The following is a 19,689-nucleotide window of genomic DNA, read 5'->3' on the forward strand; positions in this document are numbered from 1 at the left end:
CCTGGCCGTAGACCACGGTCATGTCGCCTGGACGCTTGCCGCGGCAAGACGCTGTCCGCGCAGCAGTGCCAGTCCGATTTCGGCCACTGCGAACAACAGGACTGCGACCAGGAACCCTTGGGTTCCGACATGGACGATCAGCCAACCACCGAGCACCGGGAAACCGAAGACGCCCAGGAAATAGGCAACGACGAACCATGTCAGTGCGGCGTTGCGGTGTTCGGCTGGAGCATCGTTCACCACCTGCGTCTGGATGACCGAGTAGACCAGGCCGTAGCCGACACCGAGCAGGATCGCGCTGACGATCTGGACCAGCACTCCATAGGCGAGGCCGAAGGCGACAACGACGCCGGCGATCATGATCGCCAGCAGGATGATGGCGACATGATCGCCCTTGGCACGGCCAATGATTGGCGCCAGCAAGAACCGCGACGCGACCACGGTGATTGCATAGACGGCAAAGAAGGTGCTGGCCTGCAGCCCCGTGCCGCGAACCAGCGACGTCTGGAAGGTCAGCATGCCGCTGAACACACAGGCGCCAAGCCCGACCATCAGGATCGGATACATCGCCCGCGTGTGCAGCAATGCGGGCAGGGTCCGTACCCAGGCGTTGCCCGCTGCTTTGATCGCCGCCGCAGCCGGCCGTACCGCGTTGGCTTCGAAGATAGCCAACATCAGAGCCGCCAGCACACAGATAGCCGTGACGATGAAGAAAGCCTGCGCGGTGGTGAGCCCGACCTGGTTGATCAACGCGCTCGCCACGATCGGGCTCAGCCCTATACCGCCCATCTGGAAGGCGCCGAAGCGGGTAAACCAGAAGCCACGCTCCTGATCGGCCACGCGCATGGACAGCGCCATCGGCGCGGCCAGGTAGAAAATGCCCCAGCCAAGGCCGATGAAGAAGCCGGCGACGCCGATCAGTGGCGTCAGCGCCGACAGCGATGCCAGACCGAGATAGCCGCAGGCAACCAGCACCGCGCCAAGGGCGGCCATGCGACCGGCGCCGAGGCGCCAGGCAAACCAGCCGACCAGGGGAACGCCGACCAGCGTGCCGAGCATGGCGCCGCCAAGCGTCGTGCCGGTTTCGATCTCACTGCCGCCAAGCGCGCGAAAATGCTCGGTGAGAAGGAATGTGGCGCCATAGCCCATCGATGTGAACAGGGTGGCGACGAAGAGCAAATAGGCGTGCGCTGTGCGCATGGAGCTGCACCTTTCCGAAAATACGTTCTGCCTGTCTCAGGCAATGTGGTACAGTGATCTCTCAATTTTCGATCGATTTACAGGTCCTCTTGGAGCCGCCTCCGGGGACCACTTGGAGGGAGGCGCATGACAGAGAAGGCATCGCGCCGGCACGAAGGCGCCACGCATCTGGTCGACATCGCCGTCGACCGGACGTCGCAGGCCTCGATTGGCCGGCAGCTCTATTTTGCGCTGCGCGACGCCATTATCTCTGGCCGGATGCCGGCTGGCGCACGCCTGCCCTCGACGCGGGCGGCGGCCGGGCTGTGGGGCGTCTCGCGTGGTGTCGTGGTCGAAGCCTATGACACGCTGCTGAGCGAGAGCTACGTCGTCGGCCAGCACGGCTCCGGCACCTTTGTCTCGGCCGACGTGCCGGGGCGACCGGAGCGCGCACGCCGGACCGCGCGTCCAACTCCAAGAAGTGACATCTCCTCAGCGGCGCGCTCGGTCCTCGGCAACGCGCTGCTCGTTCCGCAGCTCCCGGTCGCTTTCGCCACCGGCCGCGCCGCGCCCGACGACAGGACGCGCGCCATTCTCAAGCGCCTGGGCCATCGGCATCTCGACGCGCTCAGCGACCATTACCGTGATCCGCAAGGTGAAGAGCGGCTGCGCCGCGAAGTGGTGACCTATCTCGCAGCGGCCCGCGGCGTGCGCTGCGATCCGGAGCGCGTCTTCATCACCTCCGGTTCGCAGCAGGCGATCGATCTAGCCATCCGTACCCTGATCGACAGGGGAGACAATGTTGCGATGGAAGAGCCGGGCTATCCGCCGGCACGGCTGGCCTTCACCGCAGGCGGTGCCAGACTGATCCCCATCCCCGTTGACCCGAACGGCATCAACGTCGACCTGCTGGCCGAGCGCGCGGAAAACGTTCGCGCCGTCTATGTGACACCCTCCCATCAATACCCCACGGGCACGGTGCTTTCGATGGCGCGGCGCCTGGCGCTGATCGATTGGGCAGCGGCGAAGGGTGCGTGGATACTCGAGGACGATTACGACAGCGAGTTTCGCTACGACGATCGCCCGCTGGCGGCGCTGCAAGGTGTCGACGAGCATGACAGGGTCATCTATCTCGGCACCTTCAGCAAGGCGCTGCTGCCCGGCCTGCGGCTGGGCTACCTCGTGGTCCCCGCGGAGCTGGTACCGGCCATCCGCGCCATGCGCGTGCTGCTCGACCGCTTCCCCGCACCCTTTCACCAGCTGGTGGTCGCCGACTTCCTCAGCGAGGGGCATTTTTCCAGCCACCTCAGGCGGCTGCGGGAAAACTATCGCGGCTCGCGCGACATGCTGGTCGAGCTGCTGCGCGAACAGTTCTTTGACCAGCCGGAGATCGCGATCGAGGTGCCTATGCAGGGCGTCCATCTGCTTGCCCGATTGCCCCCGGGCCTCGACGATGTCTCAATCGCGCAGGCGGCGCGCCGAGCCGGCGTCACCGTGCTGCCAATCACCCCGATGCATATCGCGCCTGAGGTCAGCCACGGCCTTCTTCTAGGCTTCTCCGCCCTTAACCGCGAGGACGCAGCATCCGCTGTCAGGCGATTGGCCCGGGTCGTTCAGCAGGCCGGGCAGGGATAGTCGGCCTATCGCACCTCCACCCAGCGCTTTTCGTCGAACGAGCGCGCCATGGCGTGCACGGTGCGCTCGATCTCCAGCCCTTCGGCAAACTCGATCACCCGCGCCGGCTTGCCGGCAAGCCTGGTCAGCAATTCGTGGCATTCGATGATCTTGAGATCGTTGAAGCCGAGGCCGTGGCCGGGTGCCGGCAGAAAGGCGTCGTAGGGCTTGTGGTGCGGTGCCACGAGAATGGTACGGTAGCCCTGCTCGGTCGGGCGGTCGGCGGTGACGTAGAGCTGGATTTCGTTCATCCGCTCTTGGTCGAACAGGATCGATCCCTTGGAGCCGAAAATCTGGATGGCGATGCGGCCCTTGCGGCCCCAGGCGGAACGGTTGACCAGCAGCGTGCCGGCAATGCCGTTTTCCAGATGCATCAGCACACTGGCGATATCGTAGGTCTCGACGGCGCGGCGGCCGCCGCTCGAAACCTTGCGGTCGGCATAGGGCTTGGCCATATCGCAGATGACTTTTGCCACGCGGCCGAACAGCGCTGAGACCAGCGACAGCGGGTGCACGGCGAAATCGTCGAGCGCGCCATAGCCGGAGGCCGCCTCATGCTTCCAGAAGAACAGCGCTTCGGGGTCGGCCATGAAATCCTCATCCATCTCGATGCGCAGATGGTTGACCTCGCCGATGATTTTTTCGTCGAGCAGCGCGCCGATGTGGCGGATCGCCGGGCTCTGTATGTAGTTGTAGCCGAGTGCGGCGACCTTGCCGGACTTCTTCGCCGCGGCTGCCATCGCCTCGGCCTCGACAAAGCTCGGCGCCATCGGCTTTTCGCACCACAGATGCTTGCCGGCTTCGAGAATGGCGATGGCCATTTCCGGGTGGAACTGGTTCGGCGTGGTCAAGGAGACGATGTCGACCTCGGGATCGTTGACCACGGCGCGCCAGTCGCCGGAGGCTTTGGCAAAGCCGAACTCGCCAGCCTTGCGTTTGGCAAGCTCCTCATTGACCTCGCCGAGATGGACGAGCCTTGGCTTGGCGACATCGGGAAAGACGGCGCCGACGGCACTCCACGCAATGGCGTGGCACTTGCCCATGAAACCCGTGCCGATAAGCCCGACGCCGACCATCTTCTTCTCCACTGGATAGATCCTCGGTGGATGAATTAGTCCATTTTGTTCGGAAATGGAATGTCTGCCTCATTTTTTATAGCGTTCTTGCGCAGGCTCGCTATGATGGGGCAGAGAGGACGTTTCACCGATGAGCTTGGACGGGCCGACGATGGACGAACGGGTACCTCGCGACTTCGAGACGCTGCGCGCCACGATCCTCAATCGCCGCGAAACCTTGCCCAAGCGCATCGCCCAGATCGCCGCCTACGCGCTCGACAATCCCGACGATATCGCCTTCGGCACCGCCGCCAGCATCGCTGCTTCGGCCGGCGTGCAGCCGTCCACCTTGATCCGCTTTGCCCAGCAGCTTGGCTTTGACGGCTTCACCAGCCTGCAGCAGGTGTTTCGCGAGCGGCTGCGCGAGCGCAACTCCTCTTATGACGAACGCTTGCAGGCGCTGCGCGCCAAGGCCGATGCGGGTGCGGGCCACCGCGCCATTTTCGACGGCTTCGTCGCCGCCGCCAGCACCTCGCTCAACGACATTTCGCGCGCACTGGACGAGGCGCATCTCGAAGACGCGATCTCGCTGCTGGCCAAGGCCGAGACCATCTATGTGCTCGCCAAGCGCCGCTCCTATCCGGTGGCGACCTACATCGCCTATGCCCTGGGCAAATTGAAGATCCGCAACCAGCTGATCGAATCGGCCGCCGGTCTCAACGCCGAAATGGTCGCCTTCGCCACCCCGGCGGACGCCGTCATCGCCATCAGCTTCTCGCCCTACGCACCGGCCACGATCGAGGAAGCCCGCACCATTTCCGAACAGGGCGTGCCGATCGTCGCCATCACCGACTCTTCGTTTTCGCCGCTGGCGCAGTTCGCCAGCGTCTGGTTCGAGGTCGCTGAGGCCGATTTCGCCGGCTTCCGCTCGCTGTCGGCAACCATGGCGCTGGCCATGGCGCTGACCGTCGGCGTCGGCGAGAAGCGGCGCAGCACGGGCAAGAAGCGCAAAGCCTAGATCACTTCGACGGCGGCCTCGCCTGCAGCCGAAAGCCGCGCCGCGTCGCGCGCCGGCGGTGACCCGAACTGGCGGGCATATTCCCGGCTGAACTGGGAAGCGCTCTCATAGCCGACGGCAAAAGCGACGCTGGCAACATTGCCTGGCTGGGCAAGCAGCAGATGGCGGGCCTCCAGCAGCCTTATCTGTTTCTGATACTGGATCGGGCTCATCGCCGTCGCCGCCTTGAAGTGACGGTAAAAGGCAGCTTCGCTCATGTGGGCGATTTGGGCGAGGTCGCTGACCCGGATCGGTTGATGACAATGCGTCCGGATCCAGGCGATCGCCTGGCCGATGCGGGACAGATGGCCATCGGTGCGCGCCAGCTGGCGAAGCTTTTCCCCCTGCGGTCCCTGCAGCAGCCGAAACAGCAACTCGCGTTCAAGCGCGGCCGAAAGCACGGGTATCTCGGCCGGCCGGTCGAGCAGCCGCATGATGCGACGCAATGCGTCGAGCAAATCGTCATTGACGGGCGAGGTGGAGAAACGGTCGCCGCCAAGCGCCGGCTCGTGCTCGACAAGCAGGGCGGCGACAGCCTGCAGATCAAGGGCGAAGCCGATGGCGAGGTACGGACGCCCGGCGCTCGCTTCGACGATCTGGCTGATCGTGGGCGTTTCCACCGTGTAGATGAAATAGCTGGCGGGATCGTAGCGCAGAGCCCTGTCGCCGATCAGCACCGTCTTCGCGCCCTGCAGCACGAACAGGATCCCGGACCCCCACACACCCGCCACCGGTGCCGTGGTGGTCTCGCTGCGGCCGATCGAAACATGCGGGATTGCCGTTCTCACCCGCCGTCCGTCTGCGTGACGGCCGGCAATGTCGATCAGTTCCCGCAAGGCCTCGCTCATGGCGCCAGCATCGCGCATCCGAACCGACCGGGCAAGCCGGATGAGAGGATCAGGCAAGAGGAAGAGAGGTTCCGGCGCGCGGCATTGCCGGCGAAGCGCCATCTCTGTGTCCCCGATATGGAGAAATGGAGATATCAAAATGACGACGACGAAAAACGCCGTGGTGACCGGCGCCAACAAGGGCATCGGCCGCGAAATCGCCAGACGGCTGGCGACGATGGGCTTCAAGGTGTGGCTCGGCGCCAGGGACGCCGAGCGTGGCATGACGGCAGAACGAGAATTGCGCGCCGAAGGCCTGGACGTTCAATGGCTTGCGCTAGATGTCACGCAGGACGACAGCGTGGCGGCCGCGGCCAAAACCGTCGGCGCCGAAAGCCCCGGTCTCGATGTGCTGGTGAACAACGCCGGCATCGCCATCAATTATGAGCTGCCGCCGAGCGAGCAGCATCTGGCCGATATCAGGGCAACCTATGAGGTCAATGTCTTCGGGCCGATCCGCGTCACCCAGGCCTTTCTGCCGCTGCTGCTGGCCGCGCCGGCCGCGCGCATCGTCATGGTCAGCAGTTCGACGGGATCAATCGGCCGCTCGCTCGATTCCGGCACCCCGAACCAGGCGGTCAACCTGCTGGGCTACGGCAGCTCCAAGACGGCGCTGAACGCCATCACCGTGGCCTTTGCCCGGGAGTTCGGGCCGAGTGGTATAAAAATCAACGCTGCGGCCCCCGGCTATACCGCCACTGACTTGAACGGCTTCAAAGGCCACCGCACCGTGCAGCAGGCGGCCGAGATCGTGATACACTTAGCGACCCTGGATGCCGATGGTCCGAACGCCGGCTATTTCAACGACGATGGTCCGCTCCCCTGGTGAACGGAGCCGGCGCGAAAGTCGTCCAGCGGCGATCGTCCATAGCACTTTTCCGAGAAGGAACGCTCATTCCATATTGACTATGGATTGGAATTATTATTTCATATTGGCGGCGTCACGCTGCCGCTCGCGCGTGTCCCCCAACTAGGTTGCAAAGCAATTCCAGCGAAAGTGTGAGCGGTTTCGCGTCCGGAATTGCGTGAAACAAGAGTTAGAGTGGTTCGCCGTGAAACGGCTAGCCGCTCTAACGACAACATGACTGACGGGAGGTTCCAATGAGCGAAGCCGTGGACGCGAAATACGCTCCGCTCGATGTCATCACCATCGGTCGCGCTTCCGTCGACCTTTATGGCCAGCAGATCGGCTCGCGGCTGGAGGATATCGGCTCTTTCGCCAAGTCGGTCGGCGGCTGCCCGGCCAACATCTCAGTGGGTACGGCGAGGCTCGGCCTGCGTTCCGCACTGCTCACCCGCGTTGGCGACGAGCAGATGGGCCGCTTCATCCGCGAACAGCTCAGGCGCGAAGGCGTCAATGTCGACGGGCTGAAGACCGACAAGGAACGGTTGACGGCTTTGGTGCTGCTTTCGGTCGAGAGCGAAGGCGTTTCGCCGATGATCTTTTACCGCTCGGACTGTGCCGACATGGCGCTGGCGCCGGAAGACATCGACGAGGCCTTCATCGCCTCGTCCCGTTCCATCGTCGTCACCGGCACGCACTTTTCCCGCCCCAACAGCGACGCCGCCCAGCGCAAGGCGATCCGCATCATCAAGGCCAAGGGCGGCAAGGTGGTGTTCGACATCGACTATCGCCCGAATCTCTGGGGCCTTGCCGGCCATGCCGAAGGCTTTGAACGCTACGTGAAATCCGACCGCGTCTCGTCTCAGCTGAAGACGGTGCTGCCCGATTGCGATCTCATCGTCGGTACAGAGGAAGAGATCATGATCGCTTCGGGCGCCGATGATTGCCTGAGCGCGCTGAAGACCATCCGTTCGCTGTCGGCCGCCACCATCGTTCTGAAGCGCGGCGCCATGGGCTGCATTGTCTATGACGGGCCGATCAGCGACGATCTTGAAGACGGTATCGTCGGCAAGGGTTTTCCGATCGAGATCTACAATGTTCTCGGCGCCGGTGATGCCTTCATGTCCGGCTTCCTGCGCGGCTGGCTGGGTGGCGAAAACCATGCGACGTCGGCGACCTGGGCCAATGCCTGCGGCGCCTTTGCCGTGTCGCGGCTGCTCTGCGCGCCGGAATATCCGACCTTCGACGAGCTGCAGTTCTTCCTCAAGAACGGCAGCAAGCATCTGGCCCTGCGCAAGGACGAGGCGATCAACCACATCCATTGGGCGACAACCCGTCGGCGTGACATCCCCTCGATGATGGCGCTCGCTTGCGACCACCGCGTCCAGCTGGAGGACGTCGCGGCCAAGACCGGCGCCGATCCGGCCCGGATCCGCGATTTCAAGGTGCTGGCGGTCAAGGCTGCGGCCAAGGTCGCCGCTGGCCGTGACGGCTATGGCATGCTGATCGATGAGAAGCATGGCCGCGACGCGATGTTCGAATTCGCCCGCCATCGCTTTGCCTGGCTCGGCCGTCCCGTCGAACTGCCGGGCTCGCGGCCGCTGCGCTTCGAATTCTCGCAGGACATCGGCTCGCAGCTGGTGGAATGGCCGGTCGACCACTGCATCAAATGCCTGTGTTTTTATCATCCCGACGATCCGGCGGCGCTCAAGGAAGAGCAGCAGCAGAAATTGCGCGCGCTGTTCGAAGCCGCGCGAAAAGTCGGCCGCGAACTTCTTGTCGAGATCATCGCCGGAAAGCACGGCACGCTCGACGACACGACGATCCCGCGCGCCCTGGAAGAGCTCTATGCACTCGGCATAAAGCCGGATTGGTGGAAGCTCGAGCCGCAGGCGTCGGCCGGTGCCTGGGCCAAGATCGAAGCCGTCATCCTGAAGCACGATCCGTGGTGCCGCGGCGTCGTGCTGCTCGGCCTGGAAGCGCCGCAGGACGAGCTGGAGGCTGCCTTCGCCGCCACCGCCAAGGCGCCCATCGTCAAGGGTTTTGCCGTCGGCCGCACCATCTTCGTCCATGCGGCCGAACAATGGCTGGCCGGCAAGATGTCGGATGACGAGGCCGTCGCCGACATGGCCGCGCGCTTCGAACAGTTGACCGAAGCGTGGCTTGCCGCGCGTGGCCGTAAAGCAGCATAAAGGCGCGGCACAGGACTGCGGAGGAAAACACCATGAGCAAGACCATTCGCCTGACGATGGCGCAGGCACTGACCCGCTTTCTGAGCAAGCAGATGACCGAGATCCACGGCAAAAAAGTGCCGATCTTCGGTGGCGTCTGGGCGATTTTCGGCCACGGCAACGTCGCCGGCATCGGCGAGGCGCTGTACCAGGTGCGCGACGAACTGCCGACCTTCCGCGCCCACAACGAACAGGCGATGGCGCATGCGGCGATCGCTTATGGCAAGGCCAATTTCCGCCGCCGTTTCATGGCCGCGACCTCGTCGATCGGCCCCGGCGCGCTCAACATGGTGACGGCGGCAGCACTCGCGCATGTAAACCGGTTGCCCGTCCTGTTTTTGCCGGGCGATGTCTTTGCCAACCGCATCCCCGACCCGGTGCTGCAGCAGGCCGAGGATTTTTCCGACGGCACGGCAACGGTCAATGACTGCTTTCGTCCGGTGTCGCGCTATTTCGACCGCATCACCCGGCCCGAGCAGATCATTCCGGCGCTGGCGCGCACCATGCAGGTGCTGACCGATCCGGCCGATTGCGGTCCGGTGACGCTGTCGCTGTGCCAGGACGTGCAGGCCGAGGCCTATGACTATCCCGAGAGCTTTTTCGCCGAGCGGGTCTGGCATCAGCGCCGGCCGCGTCCGGACCGTGGCGAACTGGCGGCGGCGGTGGCAGCGCTCAAGGGCGCGAAGAAGCCGCTGATCATTGCAGGCGGCGGCGTGCTCTATTCGCAGGCGTCGGATGAACTGACGACATTCGCCGAAGGTGCCGGCATCCCGGTCTGCGAAACGCAAGGCGGCAAGTCCTCGCTGCCCGACACCCATCCGCTCAACATGGCTGCGGTCGGCGTCACCGGCACATCGGCCGCCAACCGGCTGGCGGAAGAAGCCGATGTCTTGCTCGCCATCGGCACGCGCCTGCAGGATTTCACCACCGGCTCATGGGCGCTGTTCAAGAACTCCGGCAAGACCATCATCGGCCTCAACGTGCAGCCTTTCGACGCCGGCAAGCATCGCGCGCTGCCGCTGGTCGCCGATGCGGCCGAAGGGCTCGCCGAACTCGGCGCGGCGCTCAAGGGCTGGAAGGCGCCGTCCTCCTGGACCGACAATTCCGCCACCGGCAAGCAGGCCTGGCAGGCCGACGCCGGCAAGGTGACGGCCTCGACCAACGCCGCTTTCCCCTCGGATGCGCAAGTGATCGGCGCCGTGCAGCGCGCGCTTGGCTCGGGCGTGACCTTGTTGCATGCCGCCGGCGGTCTGCCCGGCGAATTGCACAAGCTCTGGCAGGCCGGCGCACCCGGCTCCTACCATGCCGAATACGGCTTTTCGACCATGGGCTACGAGATTGCCGGCGGCCTCGGCGCCAAGATGGCCAAGCCCGACGAAGAGGTCGTCGTCATGATCGGCGACGGCTCCTATTTGATGCTGAATTCCGAGATCGCCACGTCGGTGATGCTTGGCCTGAAGCTCACCATCGTGCTGCTCGACAACAGGGGCTATGGCTGCATCAACCGGCTGCAGATGGCCACCGGCGGAGCCAACTTCAACAATCTCCTGAAGGACTCGCGCCACGAGGTCCTGCCCGACATCGACTTCGCCGCGCATGCCGCCAGCATGGGCGCGATATCAGAAAAAGTGCCGTCGATTGCCGGCCTGGAAAACGCGCTGCAAAAGTCGAAAAAGAACGACCGCACCACCGTTCTGGTCATCGACACCGACCCGCTCGTCTCCACCGATGCCGGCGGCCATTGGTGGGATGTCGCGGTGCCGGAAGTCTCGGCGCGCAGCCAGGTCAACGCGGCGCGCAAGGCATATGACGAAAAGCGGCAGATGCAGACCATCGGCGATTGATGTACATGCACTCGGCCCCTACCTCCCCCTTGTGGGGAGGTCGGACCGAAGGTCCGGGTGGGGGTCGGTGCCGCACCCGCGCCCCGCTGCTTCGCAGCGACTCTCCCCACAGGGGGGAGGGTTAACAAGAAACCGGAGTGACGACTTGAAAGCCAAACTGGGCATGTCCCCCATTGCATGGTGGAACGACGATCTTGCCGAACTCAGCGACGACGTCTCGCTGGAGGAATGCTTGGCGCAGTCGCGCTCGGCCGGCTTCACCGGCATGGAAATGGGCCGGCGTTTCCCCAACGATCCCGCTGTGATGCTGCCGATCCTGAAAAAGGCTGACGTCACGCTATGCGGCGGCTGGTTCTCCGGCACGCTGGTCGATGAGGACATGGGCAAGAACAAGGACCGCATCCAGCCGATGATCGACCTGTTCAAGGCGGTCAACGCGCCTTGCATCGTCTATGGCGAGGTCGGCCGTTCGATCCAGGGCGACCGCTCCAAGCCGCTCGCCACCAAGCCGAAATTGTTCGGCGACGAGATGAAGGCCTATGGCCGTCGTCTGACCGAATTCGGCGAATGGTGCGCCGAACAGGGCATGCCGCTGTCCTATCACCACCACATGGCGGCCGTGGTCGAGACCGAGCCGGAGCTCGATGCCTTCATGCGCCATTCCGGCGACGGCATTCCGCTGTTGCTCGACGCCGGGCATCTCGCCTTTGCCGGCGGCGACGTGCTGCGCGCCATCGACAACCACCACAAGCGCATCAGCCATGTCCATGTGAAGGATGTGCGCATGGCCGTGATCGACGGGCTCGACCGCACGAAACAATCCTTCCTCGACGCCGTGGCGCTTGGCGCCTTCACCGTGCCGGGCGACGGTTCGCTGGATTTCGGCGCCATCGTGCAGCGCTTCGCCGATCATGGCTATGAAGGCTGGTTCGTCGTCGAGGCCGAGCAGGACCCGAAGAAGAACCCGCCGCTGAAGATGGCGCAGGTCGGCCACAAGGAGCTGATGCGGGTGATGACGGCCGCCGGCTACACGGTGGAAACGCAGGGCTTTCCCAATGCGTGAGCCGATCCGATGAAGGATTACGAGCACCCGTTCTTCCGGCCGTTGTGGCGGCGCGTTGCGGTCGTTGCCGTCTGCGTGATCTGGGCGGGAATAGAATTTGCCTCCGGCACACCGTTCTGGGGCGTCATCGCGCTGGGCTTCGCCGCCTACGCCGTCTGGCAGTTTTTCTATCTCTACAAGCCGGCCGAGGAAGCGAAGCCTCCGGTCGAGCCGAAGACAGGTGCTGAACCGAAGGAATGACCGCAATGTCGAAACTGCTCGTCAAAGCCGACAAGGGCCATGGCCGCGTCGCTCATGTCACGCCCAAAAGCGCCGGCTGGACCTATGTCGGCTTCGACCTGCACCGGCTGAAGCCGGGCGAAAACGCCTCGGGAAAGACCGGTGATCGCGAAATCTGCCTGGTGTTCGTCACCGGCAAGGGCGCCGCAACAGCCGGCGGCCGGGAACTCGGCCTGCTCGGCGAACGCATGTCGCCCTTCGAAGGCAAGCCATGGTCGGTCTATATCCCTGAGGGGTCGGACTGGTCGGTCACCGCGGACACCGATCTGGAACTCGCGGTTTGCTCTGCGCCGGGCCTGGGCGGCGGCTTGGCCGTCCGCGTCATTGCGCCCGACGATCTCGGCCAGGAAGTGCGCGGCAAGGGTACCAACACGCGCTACGTCACCAACATATTGCCGGAGGGAAAGCCGGCCGACTCGCTGCTGGTGGTCGAGGTCATCACGCCCGGCGGCCATACGTCGAGCTATCCGCCCCACAAGCACGACCAGGACAATCTGCCGGCCGAATCCTATCTCGAGGAAACCTACTATCATCGCCTCAACCCGCCGCAGGGCTTTGCCTTCCAGCGCGTTTACACCGATGCCGACAAGAATGGCGCGCGTGAACTGGACGAGGCGATGGCGATCGAGGACGGCGATGTCGTGCTGGTGCCCAAGGGCTACCACCCTTGCGCCGCCTGCCACGGCTACGACCTCTATTATCTCAACGTCATGGCCGGGCCGAAGCGGACGTGGAAATTCCACAACGCGCCCGAGCACGAATGGCTGATGAAGGCCTGAACAGCCTTCATTTTCGGCTGAACCTATTGGTCCAGCTTGGAAAAATCGTCGGCTAAGGACCTGTGGGCTCGATTCGCCATCGAAAACCCGCATAAGCTTCGTCAATCCGTCATGGAAATCACCTATGGCAGCGTGCTGACGAGGATTTTCGATGCGGTATGCCATCTACTTCACCCCAAGGCAGGACGAGACGCTGGCGCGGATCGCCGCCAATTGGCTGGGACGTGACCCCTTTGGCGCCGCCACACGGCCGGTCGAGGCGGTGGGCGAGCTGTCGGCCGCGGAAGTTGCCTTCCACACCGCTTCGGCGCGCCGCTACGGTTTTCATGCGACGCTGAAGGCGCCTTTCCGGCTGGCCCCGAACGAGACGGAAGCCTCGCTACGTGCTGCCCTGGACGTGTTTGCCGAAGCGACGCCGACCGTCACCGTCCCGCGCCTCATCGTCAGCCAGATCGACGGTTTCTTCGCCCTGGTGCCGGAAGGCCCGCTGCCGCCGCTCAACCGTTTCGCCGACGATGTCGTGCTTGGTTTCGACCGTTTCCGCGCGCCGCTCACCGAGGCCGAGATCGAGCGGCGCAGCCCGGATTCGCTCAAACCCGCCGAGTTCCGTAATCTCTGCCAGTGGGGCTATCCCTATGTGTTCGAGACGTTTCGCTTCCACATGACGCTTTCCGGACGGGCCGGGCCACAGGAAAGCCAACGTCTGCGTGCAGCAATCGACAGCCTGTTCGCCGAGGTGCTGCTAAAGCCGGTACTGGTGGATGCGCTGACACTGTTTGTCGAAACCGAACCGGGAGCCCCATTCATGGTGCTCTCCCATCATGCGCTCGGCCGCCGCGCGGCCAAAAAAACCGCCTGACCACTTCGCCTGAAAACCTAAGGACTGCCTGAAATGACCGCCGAGACCGTTTTGACCAATGCCCGCATCGTGCTTGCCGACGAGATCGTTGAGGGCTCGCTGCTGCTTCGCGACGGTCTGGTCGCCGGCATCGACGCCGGCAGCGGGCGGAGTGGCGAGGATATGGGCGGCGACTACATCATCCCCGGTCTGGTCGAGCTGCATACAGACCATCTCGAAGGCCACTATGCGCCGCGCCCGAAAGTGCGCTGGAACCCGATCGCCGCCGTGCTCGCCCATGACGCGCAGGTGGCGACCGCTGGTATCACCACCGTGCTCGACGCCTTGCGCGTCGGCATGGACGAGGATGCCGACCTGACCTCCGACGATATCCGCAAACTGGTCGACGCCATCGAAGACAGCGGTGCGAAGGACCGGTTGCGGGCCGATCACTTCCTTCATCTGCGATGCGAGGTTTCCGCGCCGGATTGCCTGCAGGCCTTCGCCAATTTCGATGGTGACGAGCGGGTCAAGCTGGCATCCCTGATGGACCACGCGCCGGGCCAGCGCCAGTTCGTCAACCTCGAGACCTACGCCTATTACTACCAGCGCAAGCTGAAGCTGACCGACCGCGACTTCAAGCTGTTCTGCGAAAAGCGCATGTCGGAATCGGCGAAGAACTCGGGACCGAACCGGGTGGCGATCTCGGCTGCCTGCAACGAGCGCGGCATCGTGCTGGCAAGCCATGACGATGCCACATCAGGCCATGTCGACGAAGCCATCGAACAGGGCGTGCGCGTTGCCGAATTCCCGACCACGCTGGAAGCCGCCAAGGCTTCGAAAGAGGCTGGGCTGGGTGTGCTGATGGGCGCGCCCAACGTCATGCGCGGCTCCTCGCACTCCGGCAATGTCTCGGCCCGCACACTGGCCGGCGATGGGCTGCTCGACATCCTGTCCTCCGACTACATCCCGTTCAGCCTGATCCAGTCGGCCTTCTTCCTCGGCGACGTCGTCGAAGGCATTTCCTTGCCGCAGGCGGTCGCCATGGTATCGAAGAACCCGGCCGAGGCCATCGGCCTCAGCGATCGCGGCGTCATCGAGCAAGGCCGCCGCGCCGATCTGGTGCGCGTGCGCGTCGATGACCATGTGCCGGTCGTGCGCACGGTCTGGCGCCAGGGACGCCGGGTCGCCTGATGGTTTCGGCGTCGATCGAACGCGAACTCACCGCCGAGGCCTTTCCGGTCCGCAATGGCGTCTTCGTCGCCGTCGTCGGTCCGAGCGGCGCCGGCAAGGATACAGTCATTGGCTACGCCAAGGCGCTGTTTGCCGACGAGACGCGGCTGGAGTTCGTGCGCCGGGTCATCACCAGGCCGAGCGACGCGGCGAGCGAGGATCACGACACGCTGGCCGACGCGGCCTTTGTCGAAGCCGAAGCCGACGGCGCCTTCGCCATTTCCTGGGGGGCGCACGGCCTGCGTTACGGCATCCCGGCCGATGTCGACTGGTCGATCGCCAACGGCCATGTCGCGGTCGCCAACGTGTCGCGCGGCGTCATCCCGGTGCTGCGGGAGCGCTACGCCAATCTGGCTGTCGTCGAGATCACCGCCGCCCCGGAAATCCTCGCCGAGCGGCTCGCCCAGCGCGGCCGCGAGTCGCGCGGCGAGGTACTCGCCCGCCTCGCCCGCAGCGCCAATGTCGCTTTGTCCGGCCCCGGCGTCACCTCGATCGACAATGGCGGCCCGCGCGAGAAAGCCGGCGAGCGCTTCGCCGACGTGCTGCGCAAGGCGATGGCCTTCTCGGATATGTCGGGGGTGATCTAGCGCTACTCCGCCGCCACGGCGCCCTTCCGGCTGGCGTCGAGCATCAGTCGTCTTGCCCGGAACACGCCCCATTGCTGGTCGACCAGCACGCCGATCAGGATCACGCCGCCCATCACCGCGAAGTTGAGCGAGGAGGGGATGCCGAGCAGGTTGACCAGGTTCTGCAACTCCTGCAGCAGCACTGTGCCGAGGATAACGCCAACCAGCGAGCCTTCGCCGCCGCGCAGCGAGAAGCCTCCCAGCACGGCAGCGGCGATGGCGTAGAGTTCGTAGAACTGGCCATGGCTGGCTGGTGAGATCGAGCGCGTATACATGGCGAAATAGATCGCCGACAGCGCCGTCAACACGCCGCAGATGACATAGGCGGCCATGACGACGCGGCCGGTGCGGATGCCTGAATATTTCGCCGCCTCTTCGTTCTTGCCGATGGCATAGAGGTAGCGTCCGAACACCGAGCGGTGCAGCACCACCCACATGACGACGGAAATGACGATCAGCGCGATGAAGCTGTTCGGCACGCCATAACTGCGGCCGGCGGTGAGGAATTCGAGTTCGGGGAAATTCTGGCCGAAGGCGAAGCCGGCCGTGCCGTCGCCCGTATAGAAGCGCGCCACGCCGCGATAGATCAAAAGACCGCACAGCGTCACCACGAAAGGCTGCAGCTTGAGCCGCGTGATCAGCCAGCCATGTGCCAGCCCGATGATGGCGCCGAGCACGAGGATCAGCACGAAGGCCAGCGGCCATGGCATATCGCGCACGGCAATGAAGTCGATGAACAGCGTGCCGAGCAGCGCCACCACCGATCCGACAGACAATTCGATGCCGCCGGTGATGATGACGAAGGCCTGGCCGATCGCCAGGATCCCGAACAGGCCGATCAGGTTGGAGGTGTTGGCGAGATTGATCGGCAGCAGGAAGCGCGGGTTGATGGCGGTCACCACGGCGCCGACCACCAGGATCAGGATCAGCAGGCCGAGATCTTTCTTGCTCATCGTCGTCTCCCCATGCCGGACCGGCCCGTGCCGGAATCCGGCTAATTTGCCGGCTTGCCGACCGCCAGCAACAGCACGTTTTCCTGGCTGAATTGTTCCTTGTCGAGAATGCCCGAGATCTTGCCTTCATGCATGACGGCGATGCGGTCGGACACGCCGATCACCTCCTCCATGTCGCTGGAGATCATCAGCACGGCGACGCCGGCATCGGCCAGCGCCCGCATCAGCCCGTAAATCTCGGCCTTGGCGCCGATGTCGATGCCGCGCGTCGGCTCGTCGAGGATCATCACCTTCGGGTTCATCGCCAGCCATTTGCCCAGCACCACTTTCTGCTGGTTGCCGCCCGACAGCGAGCCGGTGCGCGTCTGCACCGATGGCGCCTTGATGCCGAGATTTTTCTTCTGCTTCTCGGCGGTGACGGTCTCCGCACTTGCCGAGACCAACTGGCGCTTCGCATGGGCCGGCAGGTTGGGCAGCGAAATGTTCTGCGCGATCGACAGATCGAGCAGGATGCCGGTCAGCTTGCGGTCCTCTGGGACGAGAAAAATACCGTGTGCGACGGCGTCTGCCGCCGAGCCCAGCACAAGCGGCTTGCCGTCGAGCTCAATCGTGCCGCCAAGCGCGCTGTCGATGCCGAAGAACACCCGCGCCAGTTCGGTGCGGCCGGAACCGACAAGGCCGGCAAGGCCGAGGATCTCGCCGCGCCTGACATCGAGATCGACCGGCCGGGCAGGGTAGGCGGGGGTGCGAACAGCTTTGGCCGACAGCGCCGTGGCGCCCGGCGCCCGCGCCGCTTCGGAGGCTTTCTCGCGCTCCTTCAGCATGCGGCCGATCATGAGCTTGACCATCTGGTCGTGGTTGATGGCGCTCTTCGGCAAGGTGCCGGCCAGCATGCCGTCACGCAGCACGACGACGCGGTCGGCGACGCGCTCGATCTCGTGCAGGCGGTGCGAAATGAAGATGACGCTGATGCCGTCGGCCTTGAGCGCCTTGATGACATCGAGCAGCTTGTCGGTTTCGGCGATCGGCAGGCTCGATGTCGGCTCGTCGAGGATCACCAGCCGCGCCTTGATCGACAGCGCCTTGGCGATCTCGACCATCTGCTGCTGTGCCAGCGACAGGTTTGCGACCGGCGTATCGGCGGAGAAATTGGCGCCGACGCGCTTCAGCAGCGGCGCCACCATCTCGCGCAGCTTCGCCCGGTCGACCAGTCTCAGCGGTCCGCCGCGCAAAGGCTCGCGGCCAAAGAAGATGTTGGCGGCGACGTCGAGATTTTCGAACAGGTTGAGTTCCTGATGGACGAAGGCGATGCCCGAACCCAGGCTGCCTTCGACGGTCAGCCCATCATGCGCGACGCCGTCGACGCTGATGGTGCCGCTGTCGGGCCTTGTGACGCCGCCGAGGATCTTCATCAAGGTCGATTTGCCGGCGCCGTTTTCGCCGACCAGGCCGATGACCTCGCCCGGCCGGACCTCCATGGAAAAACCATCCAGCGCGACAACGCCGGGATAGGTCTTGCGCACGTTCTCGAGGCCGAGGAACGGGGTAGTCGCTGCAATGGATGTGTCGGAATAGTTCATCAAGCCTGACAGCAGCCGGTGGTGGCCCTAGACCACGCTTTCAGCAGACTGACGGGCCTTCGCCCGCCCGTCAACACGATCGCCGGCCCAAGGCGAACCTTGAGCCGGCGTAACTGCTCGTGGCCTCAGTTTCCGGACATCGCCTTCAGATTGGCCGCATAGGCGTCGACATCGTCCTTGCCGATGATCTTGGTCGGGATGATGATCAGCCCGTCGGCCGGAACGCCTGACTTGTCGCCCTTGAGATAAGCGGCCATCAGCTTCATGCCCTGATAGGCCCATTCGAAGGGCTGCTGCACGACGGTGGCGGCAATGGTGCCTTCCTTGACGCCGCCCAGCGTGATCGGATCGTCGTCGAAGCCGACGACGGTGATCGAGCCGAGCTTGCCGGCATCGCGCAGCGCTTCATAGATGCGCGGCGTGTTGTAGGAGTAGAAGCCGACCATGCAGGTGATGTCGGGGCTGGCGACCAGCGCGTCCTCGACATTCTTCTTGGCCCGCGCCTGGTCGATATCGTCGCCGCGCACGTCGACGAGTTCGATCTTCGTGCCGGCCAGGCCGTCCTTCATACCCTGGATGCGTTCCTTGGCGTTGTCGGCGCCGAGCAGGCCGACGAAGCCCAGGCACTTGCCGCCGTCCGGCATCGCCTTCTTGGCGATCTCGGCCGCCTGCTTGCCGGCATCGACATTGGACGAGCCGATATAGGCGACGCGCTTGGTCTGCGGGGCATCCGAGTCGGTGGTGAACAGCGCCGTTTGAGAGGCGATCTTGTTCAAACCGTCGGTCGAGGTCTTGGGATCGACGGCGGACACCATGATGGCCTTGACGCCGGCGGTCACCAGATCGTCCATCAGCCGTTGCTGGATGGCGACCGAGGACTGCTCGGGATATTTGAGTTCGAGATTGTAGTCGGGCAGTTCGCCCTGCGCCTTCTTGACGCCGGCTTCCGCCGCCTTCCAGAAGTCGGACGCGCCGTTGACGACGAAGGCCAGCGTCGGCTTGTCGTCGGCGCGCGCAATGGCTGTCGCTGTCAGGCCAAGCAGCAGCGCTGCGGTGGCTACGGATGCGTGTCGTATCAAGGATTTCATGTTCAACCTCCCGTTTTGGCCCAGTCGTTGGACTGAACCGATCCTGCATTCACTGAATTGCCGCTTGCGATTTGGACGCCCTCCTCCTCAGGGTTCCCGGCACTGAAAGAATGGCGTCGTTCCAGTCGCAATCACGGACTTTAGAGACTCATCCCATGCTCGTAAATAGTCCGATTTGTCTGACATATCACTTGTTCGAGACAGAGCTTGCGCAGGCAATCTCCGCTCGCCATCGGGCCATTCACGTGCACTTCGCGCCGCGCAGGTCCCAGCCGAACCGGTCGCGGCGGATTGACGTTACAGCGCATCTTTGTATTAGTAAACAGTATTAGTAAAAGGCTCTACGCGAGGGCGCTGCCAAGGCGGCGGGGTTCGCTTTCCGAAGGTGCTCCGCTTTGGCTTCGTTTGGGCGGATACCTTGCAGCCGTTGAGTTTCGACCAGAACAGAGAGGCGTAGCGGCGGCAATTCAAAGCTGGTA

The 19,689-nt window shown here is 64.1% G+C and carries 17 protein-coding genes; 11 read left to right on the top strand and 6 right to left on the bottom strand.

Annotated elements, in window-relative coordinates; translation table 11 throughout:
- Window positions 1-18: 18 nt before the first annotated feature.
- Window positions 19-1,200: an MFS transporter gene (locus tag AC1DYJ_RS27385; protein ID WP_477282843.1), complete on the bottom strand. Its 1,182-nt coding sequence runs from the start codon at window positions 1,198-1,200 to the stop codon at window positions 19-21.
- Between the two features lie 126 nt (window positions 1,201-1,326).
- On the opposite strand from AC1DYJ_RS27385, the gene pdxR reads away from it, so the two are divergent.
- Complete coding sequence (pdxR, locus tag AC1DYJ_RS27390) at window positions 1,327-2,814, top strand: MocR-like pyridoxine biosynthesis transcription factor PdxR (protein ID WP_477282845.1); 1,488 nt, start codon at window positions 1,327-1,329, stop codon at window positions 2,812-2,814.
- A gap of 5 nt (window positions 2,815-2,819) precedes the next feature.
- Here the strand turns inward: pdxR and AC1DYJ_RS27395 are convergent, their stop codons facing one another.
- On the bottom strand, window positions 2,820-3,929 hold the full coding sequence (locus tag AC1DYJ_RS27395) for a Gfo/Idh/MocA family protein (RefSeq protein ID WP_477426317.1): 1,110 nt from the start codon (window positions 3,927-3,929) through the stop codon (window positions 2,820-2,822).
- A 151-nt stretch (window positions 3,930-4,080) separates the two neighbouring features.
- Here AC1DYJ_RS27395 and AC1DYJ_RS27400 point away from each other — a divergent pair, with 151 nt between their 5' ends.
- Window positions 4,081-4,926, top strand: a complete 846-nt coding sequence (locus AC1DYJ_RS27400; protein WP_477283315.1) for a MurR/RpiR family transcriptional regulator — start codon at window positions 4,081-4,083, stop codon at window positions 4,924-4,926.
- On the opposite strand, the gene AC1DYJ_RS27405 is transcribed toward AC1DYJ_RS27400, so the two are convergent.
- Window positions 4,923-5,813 (bottom strand): AraC family transcriptional regulator, encoded by an 891-nt coding sequence (locus tag AC1DYJ_RS27405; protein ID WP_477426314.1) that lies wholly within the window; start codon window positions 5,811-5,813, stop codon window positions 4,923-4,925. The genes AC1DYJ_RS27400 and AC1DYJ_RS27405 overlap by 4 nt on opposite strands.
- Window positions 5,814-5,952: 139 nt before the next feature.
- Here AC1DYJ_RS27405 and AC1DYJ_RS27410 point away from each other — a divergent pair, with 139 nt between their 5' ends.
- The 9 genes from AC1DYJ_RS27410 (at window position 5,953) to phnN (ending at window position 15,550) form a co-directional block, all read left to right on the top strand.
- A complete protein-coding gene (locus AC1DYJ_RS27410; protein WP_477282848.1) occupies window positions 5,953-6,681 on the top strand; it encodes an SDR family NAD(P)-dependent oxidoreductase in 729 nt (242 codons plus the stop codon).
- 272 nt (window positions 6,682-6,953) lie between these two features.
- Complete coding sequence (locus AC1DYJ_RS27415; RefSeq protein ID WP_477282850.1) at window positions 6,954-8,888, top strand: bifunctional 5-dehydro-2-deoxygluconokinase/5-dehydro-2-deoxyphosphogluconate aldolase; 1,935 nt, start codon at window positions 6,954-6,956, stop codon at window positions 8,886-8,888.
- Between the two features lie 32 nt (window positions 8,889-8,920).
- On the top strand, window positions 8,921-10,771 hold the full coding sequence (gene iolD, locus AC1DYJ_RS27420; protein ID WP_477282852.1) for a 3D-(3,5/4)-trihydroxycyclohexane-1,2-dione acylhydrolase (decyclizing): 1,851 nt from the start codon (window positions 8,921-8,923) through the stop codon (window positions 10,769-10,771).
- 145 nt (window positions 10,772-10,916) lie between these two features.
- Complete coding sequence (gene iolE / locus AC1DYJ_RS27425; RefSeq protein WP_477282854.1) at window positions 10,917-11,834, top strand: myo-inosose-2 dehydratase; 918 nt, start codon at window positions 10,917-10,919, stop codon at window positions 11,832-11,834.
- A gap of 9 nt (window positions 11,835-11,843) precedes the next feature.
- Window positions 11,844-12,074 (top strand): DUF3329 domain-containing protein, encoded by a 231-nt coding sequence (locus AC1DYJ_RS27430; RefSeq protein WP_477282856.1) that lies wholly within the window; start codon window positions 11,844-11,846, stop codon window positions 12,072-12,074.
- 5 nt (window positions 12,075-12,079) lie between these two features.
- Window positions 12,080-12,892, top strand: a complete 813-nt coding sequence (gene iolB / locus AC1DYJ_RS27435) for a 5-deoxy-glucuronate isomerase (protein ID WP_477282858.1) — start codon at window positions 12,080-12,082, stop codon at window positions 12,890-12,892.
- Between the two features lie 151 nt (window positions 12,893-13,043).
- Window positions 13,044-13,751 carry a DUF1045 domain-containing protein gene (locus AC1DYJ_RS27440; RefSeq protein WP_477282860.1) on the top strand — a complete coding sequence of 236 codons (708 nt, stop codon included), beginning with the start codon at window positions 13,044-13,046 and terminating at the stop codon, window positions 13,749-13,751.
- A gap of 33 nt (window positions 13,752-13,784) precedes the next feature.
- Window positions 13,785-14,924 (top strand): alpha-D-ribose 1-methylphosphonate 5-triphosphate diphosphatase, encoded by a 1,140-nt coding sequence (locus tag AC1DYJ_RS27445; RefSeq protein ID WP_477282862.1) that lies wholly within the window; start codon window positions 13,785-13,787, stop codon window positions 14,922-14,924.
- Complete coding sequence (gene phnN, locus AC1DYJ_RS27450; protein WP_477283317.1) at window positions 14,921-15,550, top strand: phosphonate metabolism protein/1,5-bisphosphokinase (PRPP-forming) PhnN; 630 nt, start codon at window positions 14,921-14,923, stop codon at window positions 15,548-15,550. Before AC1DYJ_RS27445 ends, phnN begins: the two co-directional genes overlap by 4 nt.
- Before the next feature lie 2 nt (window positions 15,551-15,552).
- Here phnN and AC1DYJ_RS27455 read toward each other — a convergent pair whose 3' ends face one another.
- The 3 genes from AC1DYJ_RS27455 to AC1DYJ_RS27465 form a co-directional block, all read right to left on the bottom strand.
- The gene (locus AC1DYJ_RS27455) at window positions 15,553-16,542 is read right to left on the bottom strand and encodes an ABC transporter permease (protein ID WP_477282863.1); all 990 of its coding nucleotides are present in this window, start codon (window positions 16,540-16,542) and stop codon (window positions 15,553-15,555) included.
- Between the two features lie 41 nt (window positions 16,543-16,583).
- Window positions 16,584-18,122 (bottom strand): sugar ABC transporter ATP-binding protein, encoded by a 1,539-nt coding sequence (locus AC1DYJ_RS27460; RefSeq protein WP_477282865.1) that lies wholly within the window; start codon window positions 18,120-18,122, stop codon window positions 16,584-16,586.
- A 125-nt stretch (window positions 18,123-18,247) separates the two neighbouring features.
- Window positions 18,248-19,210 (bottom strand): sugar-binding protein, encoded by a 963-nt coding sequence (locus tag AC1DYJ_RS27465; RefSeq protein ID WP_477282867.1) that lies wholly within the window; start codon window positions 19,208-19,210, stop codon window positions 18,248-18,250.
- Window positions 19,211-19,689 lie beyond the last annotated feature (479 nt).

Source organism: Mesorhizobium sp. P2_B11 (assembly GCF_056404855.1).